This is a genomic window from Candidatus Binataceae bacterium, assembly GCA_035308025.1.
Taxonomy (GTDB): Bacteria; Desulfobacterota; Binatia; order Binatales; family Binataceae; genus JAJPHI01.
On sequence record DATGHL010000041.1, the window covers coordinates 15,033 to 28,810 of the forward strand.

The 13,778-nt window shown below is 61.7% G+C and carries 13 protein-coding genes; 2 read left to right on the forward strand and 11 right to left on the reverse strand.

Annotated features, from left to right (window positions below):
* Positions 1-20: 20 nt before the first annotated feature.
* Positions 21-263, reverse strand: coding sequence for an acyl carrier protein (gene acpP, locus VKS22_12060; protein ID HLW71343.1), 243 nt, complete (start codon positions 261-263; stop codon positions 21-23).
* A 386-nt stretch (positions 264-649) separates the two neighbouring features.
* Between acpP and VKS22_12065 the strand changes: the two genes are divergently transcribed.
* Positions 650-2,308 (forward strand): tail fiber domain-containing protein, encoded by a 1,659-nt coding sequence (locus VKS22_12065; GenBank protein ID HLW71344.1) that lies wholly within the window; start codon positions 650-652, stop codon positions 2,306-2,308.
* A 130-nt stretch (positions 2,309-2,438) separates the two neighbouring features.
* Here the strand turns inward: VKS22_12065 and VKS22_12070 are convergent, their stop codons facing one another.
* Both VKS22_12070 and VKS22_12075 read right to left on the reverse strand, forming a co-directional pair.
* Positions 2,439-4,364 (reverse strand): hypothetical protein, encoded by a 1,926-nt coding sequence (locus VKS22_12070; protein HLW71345.1) that lies wholly within the window; start codon positions 4,362-4,364, stop codon positions 2,439-2,441.
* 102 nt (positions 4,365-4,466) lie between these two features.
* The gene (locus VKS22_12075) at positions 4,467-5,468 is read right to left on the reverse strand and encodes a hypothetical protein (GenBank protein ID HLW71346.1); all 1,002 of its coding nucleotides are present in this window, start codon (positions 5,466-5,468) and stop codon (positions 4,467-4,469) included.
* Between the two features lie 214 nt (positions 5,469-5,682).
* Here VKS22_12075 and VKS22_12080 point away from each other — a divergent pair, with 214 nt between their 5' ends.
* Complete coding sequence (locus tag VKS22_12080; GenBank protein HLW71347.1) at positions 5,683-6,606, forward strand: LLM class flavin-dependent oxidoreductase; 924 nt, start codon at positions 5,683-5,685, stop codon at positions 6,604-6,606.
* Positions 6,607-6,864: 258 nt separating this feature from the next.
* Here the strand turns inward: VKS22_12080 and VKS22_12085 are convergent, their stop codons facing one another.
* From VKS22_12085 to VKS22_12120, 8 genes are all read right to left on the reverse strand, one after another.
* Positions 6,865-8,244 (reverse strand): M20/M25/M40 family metallo-hydrolase, encoded by a 1,380-nt coding sequence (locus VKS22_12085; GenBank protein ID HLW71348.1) that lies wholly within the window; start codon positions 8,242-8,244, stop codon positions 6,865-6,867.
* A 114-nt stretch (positions 8,245-8,358) separates the two neighbouring features.
* Positions 8,359-8,769, reverse strand: coding sequence for a VOC family protein (locus VKS22_12090; GenBank protein ID HLW71349.1), 411 nt, complete (start codon positions 8,767-8,769; stop codon positions 8,359-8,361).
* 45 nt (positions 8,770-8,814) lie between these two features.
* Entirely contained in the window at positions 8,815-9,597 is a 783-nt protein-coding gene (locus VKS22_12095) for a thioredoxin family protein (GenBank protein ID HLW71350.1), read from the reverse strand.
* A gap of 32 nt (positions 9,598-9,629) precedes the next feature.
* Positions 9,630-10,127: a GyrI-like domain-containing protein gene (locus VKS22_12100; GenBank protein ID HLW71351.1), complete on the reverse strand. Its 498-nt coding sequence runs from the start codon at positions 10,125-10,127 to the stop codon at positions 9,630-9,632.
* Positions 10,128-10,160: 33 nt separating this feature from the next.
* Complete coding sequence (locus VKS22_12105) at positions 10,161-10,631, reverse strand: SRPBCC domain-containing protein (GenBank protein HLW71352.1); 471 nt, start codon at positions 10,629-10,631, stop codon at positions 10,161-10,163.
* Positions 10,618-10,974, reverse strand: a complete 357-nt coding sequence (locus VKS22_12110; protein ID HLW71353.1) for a metalloregulator ArsR/SmtB family transcription factor — start codon at positions 10,972-10,974, stop codon at positions 10,618-10,620. Before VKS22_12110 ends, VKS22_12105 begins: the two co-directional genes overlap by 14 nt.
* A gap of 428 nt (positions 10,975-11,402) precedes the next feature.
* Positions 11,403-13,331 (reverse strand): phage tail tape measure protein, encoded by a 1,929-nt coding sequence (locus tag VKS22_12115; protein HLW71354.1) that lies wholly within the window; start codon positions 13,329-13,331, stop codon positions 11,403-11,405.
* A gap of 160 nt (positions 13,332-13,491) precedes the next feature.
* A complete protein-coding gene (locus VKS22_12120) occupies positions 13,492-13,767 on the reverse strand; it encodes a hypothetical protein (GenBank protein HLW71355.1) in 276 nt (91 codons plus the stop codon).
* Positions 13,768-13,778: the final 11 nt, after the last annotated feature.

The following is a 13,778-nucleotide window of genomic DNA, read 5'->3' on the forward strand; positions in this document are numbered from 1 at the left end:
GAGTGGAGACGGGGATGAGGTCAGCTCTTGTGCGCCTCGATATACCCGATGACGTCTTTGACCGTGCGGATTTTCTCGGCGTCCTCATCCGAGATTTCCATCCCGTATTCCTCCTCGAGCGCCATCACGAGCTCAACGATGTCGAGCGAGTCGGCGCCGAGATCTTCGATAAACGAGGCCTCCGGCGTAACTTCGTCGGCGGCGACGCCAAGTTGCTCGCTGATAATTTCACGGACCTTCGCTTCCACCTCTGCAGCAGCCATCGTGACCTCCGTCCAGCTCTCGGCGCGTGCCGATGTATCGCGCAGCTTAGGGACTTAAAACCCTTCAAGCAAGTTCGCGGGCCGAAATTGTCGATCGCACCGCCTACGGGCTCGGCGACAAGTATCGGAATCCCGCTCTGCGGCTGAGCGCGGCGATCGAGGTGACTCAAGAAGGCCGGATCGGCGGGTCGCAATTTCACGTGCCGAACATTGATAAAGATAATCGATTTGTGCTTGTTCAAAATATGGCATAGCGATATATACGCTAGTTAGACCTGAATTTATATGAGTTGAGGGAAAATATGATGAATAGAGTCCGCATAAAGCTGTCAGTGACAGCTCTGCTCGCTGTAAGTGCTCTGATTTTATTTATTGATGCGCCAAGCGTGCTGGCGCAAACTTTTAGCGCCTGCGCCAAGAAAACCGGCAGCCTGAGTAAGCTCACCGTCGGTACGGTGGTCTGTGGCAAAACTTCGACGTCTGTGACCTGGAATTCATCAGGGCCGGCCGGGCCTGCCGGTGCGATCGGTACGACCGGGCCGGCTGGGCCCATGGGGGCAGTCGGGCCGCAAGGACCGGCAGGGCCGAACGGGGCAATCGGCGCACAGGGACCAGCCGGTCCGGCGGGACCCGTCGGTCCGGCGGGTGCGGTCGGTGCGACTGGGGCGGCAGGACCGATGGGACCGGTGGGAGCAATTGGGGCGACCGGACCGGCTGGACCGATCGGACCCATGGGACCGGCAGGACCGGTGGGAGCAACCGGGGCGAATGGTCCGGCCGGGCCGGCTGGACCGATCGGGCTGACCGGAGCGACCGGACCCACAGGACCCACAGGACCGGCAGGACCGGTGGGAGCAAGCGGGGCAAAGGGGCCGGCTGGGCCGACCGGAGCAACCGGAGCAACCGGCGCAACCGGCGCAACTGGCGCGGAAGGACCGGCGGGTCCCGCGGGTTCCAAGGATGCGTGGTCATTGACGGGCAGCGCAGGCACGACCGCGGGGCTCAACTTCGTCGGCACGACTGACGATCAACCTCTCGAGCTTGAGGCTAACGGCGGACGCGTGATGCGCTATGAGCCGGCGATGAGCAACGCGTTCGAAGACGTCAGCCCGAACCTTATCGGCGGCGACGCCGGCAATATGGTCGAAGCAGGAATCCAAGGTGCGACGATCAGTGGCGGCGGTGGACTTAGTGGCAAGGATCTGATTGGTCCTAACCTTGTGCAAGCTGATTTCGGCACGATCGGCGGCGGCTTTCATAACCTCGTATCAGGCCCGCTTGCTACTATCAGCGGTGGCGAGAGTAATGTGGCGTCCGCAGACGGGGCCAGCGTCCTCGGCGGTTTGACGAATGTGGCGAGCGGCCCCTACGCGATTGTCGCAGGTGGTACGGAGAATCAGGCGGACGGTTTCGGAAGCTTCGCCGCGGGCAGCGAGGCCGACGCCGCCTTCGACGGCACTTTCGTCTGGAGTGACGCGAGCAAGGCGGTACCCTTCCTGCCCTTGGGCCCTAACGAGTTCGCGGCGCGCGCGGCTGGAGGGGTGCGCTTCGTCACCGCGGTCGACAGCTTCGGCAATCCGACCGCCGGGGTGCATCTGTCGGCGGGCAGCAGTGCGTGGTCAACGCTCAGTGATCGCAACGCGAAGGCGAACTTCAAGCCGGTCAATAGTGAAGAAGTGGTGCGCGAGCTGGATGCAATTCCGGTTTTGACTTGGAACTACAAGACGCAAAATCCGTTAATCCGTCATATCGGGCCGATGGCGCAGGATTTTTATGCGGCCTTCAAAGTCGGCGAGGATAATCGGCATATCACGACGCTGGATTCCGAGGGCGTCGCGCTGGCGGCGATCCAGGGGCTGTATGCGATGGTTCAGGAGAAGGACGCGCAGATCGCGGCACTGCGTCGGGATGATGCGCGGCGCGACGCGCAACTCACGGGCCTCACGCGGGAGTTGCAGACCCAGCAGGTACGGCTCGAGGTGCTCGAGCACAATGCGGCAGTGGGACGAATCGGCGTAACGCCCGCCCGCGCGATCGCGAATTAATTTCTATCTGCCAGTGTAGCAGACGGGCTTCGACGCGCTGCGCGTCGAAGCCCGTCTGCTTTTGGCGATCGGAGCTTGTGGTTCGCGCTGGACGCGGCGCGCAACATTCCTGCCGGCGCCCAAGCTCGCTTCAGTCTTGATGGAACTTTTGATTGAGGCTGACGGCGCATTGGCCGGTGGTCTGCGCATTGCCGAAATAGTCATTGCAGGTCCGGCTGGCGGTGGTCGAGAAATACAGATTGGTCTCGGTCTGCCGATATATATCGGTGGTATTGTCGATGGTGATTCCGGTGGTCCCGCCGGCTTCCGGGATTTCGGACATCGGCGTCGAGGTTTGCGGGAAGCCATTCGTGATGTTGTAGGAAAAAAGGCAACCGCTGCTGCTGTCATCCTTCGGGCAGTTGTTTTGCACCCCGATGAAGAGCATGTCCTTAATGCCGTCGCGCAGAGTTTCAGTGGGGGGCGAGCAAGCCGCCGGCGCGGTCGCTAGCGAGAAGGCTCCGACTGACGCAGTACTCAGCGTTCCCGCGCTGATCGGGAAGGCGATCAGCCTGGGGAAATCGTCGATGTTGAAGCCGCAGCCGTAGATCAATCCGGTGCCGTCGGTCGAATTGATGAAGGCGCTGTCGAAGGCGCCGGCGGGAACGACCGCGCCGCCGAGGCCGATGCCGCTGCCGAGGATCGCGGTAACGGAGGTTGAAAGGGTAGTGTTCGATTGGGTGAGAAAGGAACCGAGCGCGAGGCCGGGAGGATGGCCCTGGGAGAAAGCGTAAACGGCTTCGCGGTCGATATCGATGAGCGGTGGGTCTGCGATCGCAGCGGTAACCGCGCCGGTAAGACTGCCGATGATCAGTGATGCCGCGCCCAGACAGGGCGCGCTGCCGGCGAGGCAACTCCCGGGCGAACTGGAATTCGTCCTGACATAAAAGAGCCCGCCGGTGAGGTCGGCGACAAAGAGGTTGCCGGAGACCGGATCGAAGACCGTAGGGGTCAGTTGATGACCGCCGGTGGTGGTGACAGCGGGCGCCGCCGCGGTGCCCCATCCGGTGACGATGGCGGGCGGATTGGCCGGCGTGGCGTTGAAGACCGGCGCGATCGCCAGCACGTGACCGCCGTCGTCGGTGACGTAAGCGGTATCGCTGCCGTAATCGACATAGGGTGAAGAGGCGGTGGCGCTGTTGAGGCTGCTGTAGGTTACGGTGTATTCGCAGGGCGCAACGGCGCCGTTGACCGCGCAATCTGCAAGCGCCGTCGTCACGCCCGCAACGGAGTTGTAGGGCGCGGGAAACGGCCGGGAAGCCGCGGTCGGCACGTCGCCCTCGCGCCAGAGCAGCACATGAAAGAGCGCTTGCGCAGCGCCCTGATTCTGATTTTCGACAAACGCGATTTTGGTTCCGTCGAGGGAGATTACCGGCTCGCCATTGAGGGGCTGAGCGGGATTCTGCGATGCGTTGTAGACGAACTTGGGCGTCGGGGCGGTGCCCGGGCAATAGCCCATGCCGTCGTCATTCACGTAGAGATTTTCGTAGGCGATCAGGTTGAATTGATTCGCGCTGGTGTTGGCGAGCGTGTAGACGACATAGTCGCCGCCGTTGCCGCTGCATTTGCCGGCGGTGGAGTTAAAGGAATACTTGGCCGGAAAGGTTCGCCGCACCTGCGAATTGGTCGAGCTGCCGAGCGCCTCCGACCAGTCGCGCTTGAGGCGCCCCGGACGGCTTTTCGCGGTCGAAGGTTTGGAGACGGACGAGAAGACTGCGGCTTGGAGATCGAGCGGTTGGCGCGCCACCGGAGCGGCGCTGCGCTGCCGCCGCATCAGATCGAGCCAGTAACGCGGATTGCGCTCGACGCGAGCGCGGGTCGAGTCGTCCGAGGGGGTGGAGAAAATTACGTGGCGATCGCTCCAGTCGGTGGGAATCCCAACGAAAGGTCTGCCGGCAGCCGCTTCGAATCCAAGCTCGACGCTTGATGCATCGGGGGCCTCCACAGCGAGGGCCGCGAGGGGAAATAGTGCAAGCGCAAAGACGAGCGCGAAAAACTGGATTGGCAACGACCTCATCGGCTAACTCCACTCAACTTGGGCTGGAACGCGTCGTCGCCTAAGAAAGCGCACTTTTACACGTCCGTTGAACCCAATCCGCTCAAGTGTAGCCGAATCGCGTCAGTTTGGCATCCAGGCGATCGCACGAATTTCGCCAAATTCGCGGCGGTTCTTGCTCCAGGTTGCGCCCGCGTCGTGGCTCGTAAAGACATAGCCGTGGAGGCTGTTGGCGACGACGACGTCCGGATTCGCCGGATGAGTGGCGATCCAGTAAACCACGGAATTCGCCTCGACCGGCAGCTTGCAGGATTGCCAGGTCGCGCCGCCGTCCATGGTGCGCTGGATGGTTCCGCGCTTGCCCGGGATGAAGTCGCCGTTGCCGACGAAGATCACGTTGGGGTCGTCGGGCTTGAGCGCCATCCCGCGGCAGTAGGAGATCGCGTCGCGCTCGGCGAATTTGGGAAAGCCGTGCAGCGACCAGCTCTCACCGTCGTCGAGGCTGGTCCAGATGCCGTCGGGGGTCGTGGCGTAGAGCTTGGGCTTGACGCCAACGCCGCGCGCGACGCCGTGAATATCCTGATTGAGCATCTTGTCGCCGAGCGGCGGCAGGCGGAGCCACGAATCCCCGCCGTCGCGGCTGCGGAAGATGCCGTCAATCTCGACGCCGACAAAAACGGTGCGCGGGTCGGCGGAATCGACCACGATGTTGGTGACTTTGGGGGCGCCGGCAAAGCATTCCTTGGCCATCGGCACAGCCAGCTTCTCCCAGGTCGCGCCACGATCCTTCGAGCGATAGACGTTGGGCGCTTTGGTGCCGGCGAAGAGGATGTCGGGATCGCGCGGATGCCACGAGGCCGACCAAATCTGCTGCCCATCCATCGGCGAATCGACCAGATCCCAGCTCGCGCCGTTGTCGTCGCTGCAGTAGAGCCCGGCCTCGGAACCGGCGAGCAGATGATGAGGATTATGCGGCGATACCGCGAGCGTGCGAATTTGCACCTCACCGGGTTCGGCGTGGAAGGGCAGCTTCATCTTGCTGCGCCGCCAATGATCGCCGCTGTCCGGACTGAACCAGACGCCCGCGCCAACGGTGCCGACACAGATTGTAAATCCTTGTGCCATGATGATCACCTCACGGATTAGCCGGATTAGCGCGACGAGCATCGCCGCGTCGCCGGCCGCTGATCGGGTTATAGGGCAGGTCGCACCGGTTTCACAAGCTCATCGACCGTATCCGCGCAAGCCGCTCCTCGCTATCGGCCATAACCTGCTATATCCCGATTAGCGGGATGTTTCACCGCGCCTCGGCGATGAGAGCCAATAAGGAGTTGTAGCGATGAGCGGGATCAAGATCGGGATTGGCTTCGGTCAATGGCAATATGGCCTGCCCGAGCCGGAGCTGTTGTGCCGCTACGCCGAGACGGCCGAGGCCGTCGGCCTCGATTCCATCTGGCTTTCCGACCATATCGTGACGCGCAATCCGACCCTGGATATTGCGTGTATGTTTGCGATGATCGCGGCGCGCACGAAGCGGATGAAGATGGGACCGAGCGTGCTGACCCTGCCCGCCCGCAATCCGGTACACGTGGCGAAGACCTATGCGACGCTCGATTATCTCTCCAATGGCCGGATGGTGATGGCGGTCGGCAGCGGCAGCGATTTGCGCGACCTCGCGGCGAGCGGCGTGCCGGTGGAGGAGCGCGGCAAGCGGCTCGACGAGGGTATCGCGATCTTGCGCAGGCTGTGGACGGAATCCCACGTCACGCATCGTGGAGCGTTCTACCAGTTCGACGACGTGACCCTCGAGCCCAAGCCGCGCAAGGGCGCGCTCGACATCTGGATCGGCGGCAAGAGCGACGCGATTCTCAAGCGGGTCGCGCGCTTGGGTGACGGCTGGTTTCCGGCGCTTACCACGCCGGCTGAATTCAAGCATGACATGGCCAAGCTGATTGCGTTTGGCGAAGAGCGCGGACGCAAGGTGAATCCGCGCGAGGCCGGGGTCCTGCTGCTCACGCACGTCTGCGAAGATCGTGACGCCGGATGGCAGACGGTCGCGCCATTCCTGCGCAACCTGCCGATGCGCCAGGAGGACCTCGCGGAGCGTTGCCTGATCGGTCCCGCCAGTGAAATCATTGAAAAACTTGGCGCTTTTGTCGAGGCCGGTTGTACGAAGTTCGTTCTGCGGCCATCCTGTCCACCGACCGAGGTTCTCGGACAAATCGATCTTTACGGTAGGCAAATTCTTCCCCGTTTCGTTTAAGGCTATGAGCGGCGCTGCTTAGAGAAGTTGCCACTTTGCACCTGGGTGCCAAGGATCCCTTGCATCGACGTGCATGAAATCGAGGAAAGCCGCGATTTTTCGACTGGTCCGCCAATTGCTCACATAAGAATTAGCTTCGTTGTAGTCCCCCGAGTACCGCGGAGCGGCCATAAAAGGCGTCGGTTCGGATCACGCGTCCCTAGTCCTCCCGCGGATACGGGCCGACGCCATCTCTCCAGCCAACGACTTTGGAGCACATCACGACCGCAAGAGTTCGCGATAGAATTTTATCGCCCCCTCGACATCGGCGAGGAAGTTGTATTCGTTCGGTGCGTGAATCACCCCGGTCGACGGCCCCGGACCGAAGACGACAGGCTTAAGGCCGGCGGCGGCGTAGATACCCGCCTCAGTGCATCCGGCCTTGACGGTGGTGCGCAGCGGCAAGCCAGCGCGCGCGAGTGCGCCCAAGGCGAGCTCTACGGTTTCGCTGTCAAGCGCGCCGCGAAAGCCCGGGTTGGCGCGACGTTCGCGCAGGTCGAGTTCAAGGCCGGGCGCGTCGTCGCGTAGGCGGGTGACGATCCGCGCGACGCCCTCGCGCACGCGGTCGAGATCCAGTGACGGTGGCGGGCGCAATTCGAAGTCGAGGGTGAGGGAATTGGAGGTCGAGCGGATCACGCCCGGATTGCAGGTCAGGGTTGGCGACGCGTAGTCGGGTTCGGGCGGGCCGGCCTGATCGGCGAACTGTTGGAGTGCCGCAGCGAAGCTGGCGAGAGTTGCTAGCGCCGCGTGGGGAAGCAATGCGGATAAGCTTTCGTCGATGGCGATGGTTTGCGTATCGGGAATCCCCCCTGGCGCGGCGCCTTGCAGGAGGACCTCGCAGCGCGCGGGAACTTTGTTCACGGCGTCGCCGCCGCTGATCGAGGCGACGCTTAACTCCGGTCGTACCGCGAGGGCGTCGAGCGCGAGCAGGATCGCGTTACGGCCGAGCGCCGGGGTGCTCGAGTGCGCGGCACGCCCGGCGAAGAGCAGCCGTTGCATCTTGGCAGCCGAACGTGGCGGCGAATCGGGCCGGAAACCCACGCGCAACTCGAAGACCATCAGGCCTTTGTGTGCGGTTACCACTTCGAGACGGGACGGCTCGCCGACGAAGGCGAGTGCGCCGCGCGGCAATAATCCCGCCGTGGCGAGCTCCTTCGCTCCGACCAGGCCGTGCTCCTCGCCGAAGGTCGCGACCAGCCAGGTCTGACGCCGCGGCTTCGCACCAATCAGCGCCATCACCTTCGCGACGAAATCCAGTTTGGTATCGGCGGCGCCGAGCCCGTAGACGCGATCGGCCTTTATGATCGCGGCAAACGGATCGCCGCCACACTCGGTCCAGAGCTCGGGATTTCCGGGCGGCACCGTATCGAGATGGGTATTCAACATCAGCGGCGCTGCGGCGGGATCGGCGCCCGGGATCATCGCGAGCAGGTTGACCTGCGTCTCGCCCTCGTCCTTTGAGGGAATGAGCCGCGCTTCGATCCCGGCCGGCGCGAGCAGCTCGCGGGCGCATAGCTCGGCGATCGTGCGCGTGCCCTCGTGGGTTACGCTGCGGCATCCGATTAGCCGTCGGCACCATGCGAGCGTTTGGTCGTTCATCGCGAACCTTCCGCCGCGCCGATCCTGCCGATCACGGCGAGGTCTTGCGGCAAGGTCATTGTAGGCCGCGGCGCGGCGGGAGTTCAGGGACTATCGCTGTCGATGATGTGGCCGTCAGGCGGCAGGCTCGCAGTTGACCATCCAGGCGATGCCGAAGCGATCAGTCACCATACCGAAGCGCTCGGCAAAGAAAGTCTTCGTCATCGGCATCTGCACGCCCCCTTTCTCCGCCAACTCGCCGAATATCCGCTCCGCGTCGGCAACGGTATCGACACCGACCGAAACATAGAGACCCTTTGGTTGCTGGTAGTGATCGGGCGGGGCGTCCGAGCCCATGAGGAGCGTGTTGCCTACCCGCAGACGGGCATGGATGATCTGCTCGCGCGATGCTGGTGTCACCTGATCGGCCATCGGCGATTCGCCGTAGGTCAGCATCAGTTCGAGTTTTCCGCCGAAACAGCGCTCGTAAAACTTGAATGCGGTTGCGCATTCGCCCTTGAATCCCAGATAAGCACTCAATTGCACGGTGCAGTTCTCCTATTAGCTAATCCTCTTGAAAATCGTTCGCTCTCACTTGTGAATCGAACATCCACAGGGCGGCGCGTGATAACGGCCGTTCCCTTCGACGATTCCACCCTTGCCGTACATGTTCCGGGGTCGAGCCCAGTCGCCCAGCGAGTGATATGGCCCAGCCTCATTGCGCCCCTTCGGCATCACGTCGAGATACCCGTAGATGCCGAGAAACTGCTCGCCGCCGCGGCCATACGTCGAATAGGTATGGAAGATCTCGCCTGTTTCGTCCTTGTAGAAAATGCTATCCCCGGAGAGATCTTCCAATCCGGCGGCCCATTCCGGGGCCGGCTGAAAGTTGTAAAGTGCGTGGCCGGAAGCAATTTGCTCGGCGGTAAAGGAGACGTTGAAATCGTAATTGAAGTCGCTGTGATAGGAGGAAACCCAAGGGAAGCGCCAACCCATCCGTTTGCGAACAGTTTCGATCTCCGAGATCGGCGCACGCGCCACCGCCGCATAGGTTACGTCATGATTTTGAAGATGCTCGAGTATGCCATCGAGGTGGTCAACCTCGAGCGAGCAGCCGACGCATTGGTGCGCAGCACCCGGTCCCATCATGAAATGCTTAACGAAAAGCTGACTGCGGCCGTCGAATAGTTCGGCGAGCGTAATCTTGCCGTCGGGACCGTCAAAGACGTATGACTTCTCGACCTTGATCCACGGCAGCGCGCGGCGCTGCGCACTGACCTTGTCGCGCATCCGCGTCAACTCCTTCTCATTAGCCAGAAGCTGCTGACGTGCGGCGAGCCACTCCTCGCGTGACACGATTGGGTTGTGATTCATCTGTGCATCTCCTTCCTTTTCGGTTGTGCCGGTTATGCCGAGAGCGGCATCCAGACCTCGATTCCGCCGGTTCCGGTTGAGGGATTGAACTCCTCGCCATAGCGTTCGAAGAAGTCGGGTGCATCGGGAGCCGCGTGAGCAAGTTGATAGCCTGAGCTGGGTAGCCACTCACGCAAGATGGTATCGACAGTAATGTGCACCTGAGACACATGTGCTCGATGATGAAAGATCGCGCAGCGCTGCGCCGGAATCGTCGCTCGGGTGAGATCAGCCGTTACGTCGGCGAAGCCGGAAACCTCGACACCCGCGAGGTACTCGATCGGCGCACTGCCAAACATGTTGAAGCATAGACCATAGGTCGTGCGACCCACCTGGCTGGGGATCTTACCGAGATGCGACGCGAAACGCTCCCACTGCATCGGAACTGTGTTCATCGTCGATGCAGTGAAGCGTTCACGCAATCCGACAATGAGTATTGGTCCCACGTTTTCGATGCGCGGCGTTTCAAATTGTTTAAGTTTGCTGCCCACGCTTGCATCCTCCTTGGTGTTGGGTTGATTCGATTAGGCAATCGCCAGGTAACCGGCGAGCCGCTCGAGCGAGCTGCTCCAGCCGGCGCGATGGGCATCGCGCGCCGTGACTGATTCGAAGAGCGCCTGACGCAACGTCAGGAGGGTTTTGCCGTCGCGCTCGTCGAAAGTAACAGTTAGTAGTGTTTCGGGTCCTTTCGCGTTGCCTGCCGCATCGGCCCAGAGATAAGTGCAGACCAGCCGCTCGGGCGGCACGATCTCGCGATAGACCCCTTGCTGCCAATGGTCAGTGCCGTCGGCGGAACGCATGTGAAAGCGATAGGCGCCCCCGGGTCGCAGGTCCATCTGCAGGACAGAGCCGGTAAAGCCTTTCGGGCCGATCCAGCGCGCGCGTTGCTCGGGCTCAGTCCAGGCCTTGAAGACCAGCGCGCGCGGCGCGTCAAAGGTACGCGTGAGGACCAATTCACGTTCTGAGATTTCGATCGCAGCACTACTTGCGCCCATGCTTCTTCTCCTTGTTCTGCTTGTTCTTTAGCTCCTTCAAGTACTCGTCCAGCCGATCGAAACTTTCCTCCCAAAAGCGCCGATAGTGCTCCAGCCAGTCGGCAACATCCTTGAGCGGCGCCACCGCTAGCCGGCATGGCCGCCACTGCGCGTCGCGGCTCCGCGCGATCAGGCCGGCGCGCTCCAGCACTTTGAGATGTTTGGAGATTGCCGGCAGGCTCATTGCGAAGGGCGCGGCCAGCTCGCCCACCGAGCGCTCGCCCGCGGCAAGGCGGGCGAGGATCGCGCGGCGCGTCGGATCGGACAAAGCCGCGAAAGTGGTGCTGAGTTGATCGGAAGGCATCTTGTGCTGAACCATACAGTTAATTAACTGATAAGTAAAATACAAAGTTGGCTTGTTCGTGTCAAGCGCGGAGCGGTGATGAGTGTGGGCGATCACTTGAAACTGGCAATCCGATCACTTGAAGCTGGCAATCGCTCGCGCTTATGCGCGCCATAATGCGCACGTCGCGAGGGCAGCCGGGCCGGAAAACCGCGCGGCCATTAACACAGCTAATATCGGGAGGAGTTGTATGGCGGGGCGATGCTCGGATGGTTTGATCTCACCGAGCTGGTTCAAAACACGACGCGCGAGAGCTCCTCGGGCATCATCGCTTCGAGCTCAGGATCGTAGAGCAACTCGTCAGGTGGAACGGGATACACGGCCCGCTGATTATAGCGGTGTCGTGCTGTTCACCGCATACTCAACGGCTTCACGTTTTTCCACCATCCTTACTCGCCGAAGCTCCGTCGGTCGCGACGCTCCATCTCCCGCCCGATGATCCGCATCAGCTCATCCGCGTGCCGCTTGGCCGACCTCGCCCACTCGTCCGGCGAGCCGCCATTGATCTTGACTGAGTAATTGATCGTGATGCCCGCCGGGGCGGCGCCGGCGCTCCCCGCCCCGCCGAGCAACATCGGCCCCGCGATTGCGGTCGCGGCGGCCAGCCGCCGCATCGAAGTCAGCACCGCCATGGGCTGCAAGGTGCTCCCGATCGTTTTACTGAGGTTTAGCTCATGGAGCGGACCTTCGGGCGGAGGACTATGGCCTATCAAAAAGCGTCCCATCCGGCCCGCGAGCTTCTCGACCTCATGGATCGGATACATCACCGCGCTCGCGATCCCAGAGGCGAAGCTTTTCAGCAGGTTGACGCCCCAATGGAAGGCTTCGGGAATCATCTTGGTGACGAACGTCTTGACCATGTCCCAATGTTTATAAAGCTCATAGACGATTCCGATCAGCACCGCGACGCCGATGATCGCCAACCCGATCGGATTCGCGTCCATCGCCGCATTCAGTAGCCATTGCGCGGCTGTCCAGACTTTCGTAGCTATCCCGGCGCGGCCGATCACTCCGACCAGCGCGGTCATCCCCGGAACATAGGACGTGATGAAACTGAGCCCCGCGAACAGCACTGCGATCGTGCCGAGCGGGATCGTCACTGCCGCGAAGCCCGCCATGACCTTGAGTAGCATCGTCACGGTGCCCCGATTCTGTTCGACCCAGGTGTGCATCGACTGGAGCCCGCTTATCAGCTTCGGAATCCAGCGATTAACGATCGGCAACAAATTCTCTCCAATTGCCGTTCTGAGCAGATCGAGATTGTTGAACAACTTCGCCCATTGCTCGTCGACGGCCGACATTCTGATCGCCGCGAGCTTCGCGGCATCGCCTTGGGAATGATCCAGATCCGCAGTCGCGGCGCGGAGCTCGCTGACCTTGCCGAGCAGGATGTTCACGCCGGTAACATCCCGAAGATTGAATCCAAATCCCTTGAGAGCCATCCCCTGCTGAAGCGGCGAAAGTCCGGCCATTGCCGATTTGAGCGCGTCGAGCGAAGCCGCCAGATCGAACCCGCCTTGCTTATTCGTCCGAACGAATTGCTGCAACTTCGAATCCGTCGTGAACTTCGCGATCATCTCGCGAAAGGCCGTGCCCGCCTCCTGGCCATGCAGCCCGCCGACTGACAACATCGCGAGCGCCGCTTCCATTTGGGATACGCCCATGCCTGTCTGCTTGGTCACCGGCTGTGCGTACTGAAGCCCGTAAGTTACTTCGGAAATGTCCAGTTCCGCATATCGCGTTTGGAGCGCCGCCATCTGATCGGCGGCCTGCCGCGCGGACATTCCGAATAGCTGATGCATGGTCGTGAGCGTGCGCGTCGTCGGCGCCATCTGCGCTTGCGCGTCAGCCGCGTTCCGCGTCGTCGCGATCACCAGGTCATTCGCCGCTGCTACCGCGTCGAGCGCCTCGGCATGACTCATCATGTTCGAACGGGCGACGTAGTATGCCTCGCCGAGTTGCGTTTCACTGATCACGCTCTCCGCCGCGATTTTCTTAGCCGTCTCCCGCGCTTCGTTTAGATTTTTCATCGTCGCGGCGCCATCGTTCATGGCTTCCTGCACGCGCGACCATTCCGCCTGCGATTCGATCGCCGGCTTGAGCACCGAGTAGAGCGCCCCCGCCGCCGCGCCGCCGGCGGCGAGTGCGGCGCCGCCCATCATGCCGAGATTCGCAGAAAACTCCCGCATGGCCTGCGTGCTTTTGACGGCTTCATTAATCTTTTCAAAATCACGGGTGACGCTGGCCATGCCGCTGTGAAACGCCGCCAGGCCCTTCAGTGCAATCACATAGCCAAGCTCGAAAAGCTTTACCGCCATGCTTCAGCTACTCCGTCGCCGGAAAACACCCGTCACCCTCCACGCGCCCGCGCGATCTCCTTATTGACTTGTTCCTGATGCTCCTGCACGGCTTCCAGCCAATAGGTCAATCGCTCGAAACTCATCCGTTCCAGTTCAACGGCTAAAAAGCCGAACTGAACTAAACCGGCGAAGTCGGCGCGGGAGGGGAATCGAAATTTCCGCTCATCACCCGCCCTTGGAGCATAAGAACATCCGGCAGGTTCATGTCGAGCAGGTCCTCATACAGTACCGCCGCACCGTCGATCTCGACGAGCTGCGCGACCAGGGCCATCGGGATTTCATCGACGGTCTTCGCGACCTTCTGCGCCCTCATTAGGTCGCGGCCGAAGCCCTCGCGGATCACCGCCTTGCGCCCCGAGGGCAACGTGATTTCTCGTGTTTTTGGTTCCGCCATTTTTCCGATCT

Coding starts and splice junctions, on each gene's coding strand:
- acpP (HLW71343.1), bottom strand. CDS start 263: ATGGCTGCTGCAGAGGTGGAAGCGAAGGTCCGTGAAATTATCAGCGAG.
- VKS22_12070 (HLW71345.1), bottom strand. CDS start 4,364: ATGAGGTCGTTGCCAATCCAGTTTTTCGCGCTCGTCTTTGCGCTTGCA.
- VKS22_12075 (HLW71346.1), bottom strand. CDS start 5,468: ATGGCACAAGGATTTACAATCTGTGTCGGCACCGTTGGCGCGGGCGTC.
- VKS22_12080 (HLW71347.1), top strand. CDS start 5,683: ATGAGCGGGATCAAGATCGGGATTGGCTTCGGTCAATGGCAATATGGC.
- VKS22_12085 (HLW71348.1), bottom strand. CDS start 8,244: ATGAACGACCAAACGCTCGCATGGTGCCGACGGCTAATCGGATGCCGC.
- VKS22_12095 (HLW71350.1), bottom strand. CDS start 9,597: ATGAATCACAACCCAATCGTGTCACGCGAGGAGTGGCTCGCCGCACGT.
- VKS22_12105 (HLW71352.1), bottom strand. CDS start 10,631: ATGGGCGCAAGTAGTGCTGCGATCGAAATCTCAGAACGTGAATTGGTC.
- VKS22_12110 (HLW71353.1), bottom strand. CDS start 10,974: ATGCCTTCCGATCAACTCAGCACCACTTTCGCGGCTTTGTCCGATCCG.
- VKS22_12115 (HLW71354.1), bottom strand. CDS start 13,331: ATGGCGGTAAAGCTTTTCGAGCTTGGCTATGTGATTGCACTGAAGGGC.
- VKS22_12120 (HLW71355.1), bottom strand. CDS start 13,767: ATGGCGGAACCAAAAACACGAGAAATCACGTTGCCCTCGGGGCGCAAG.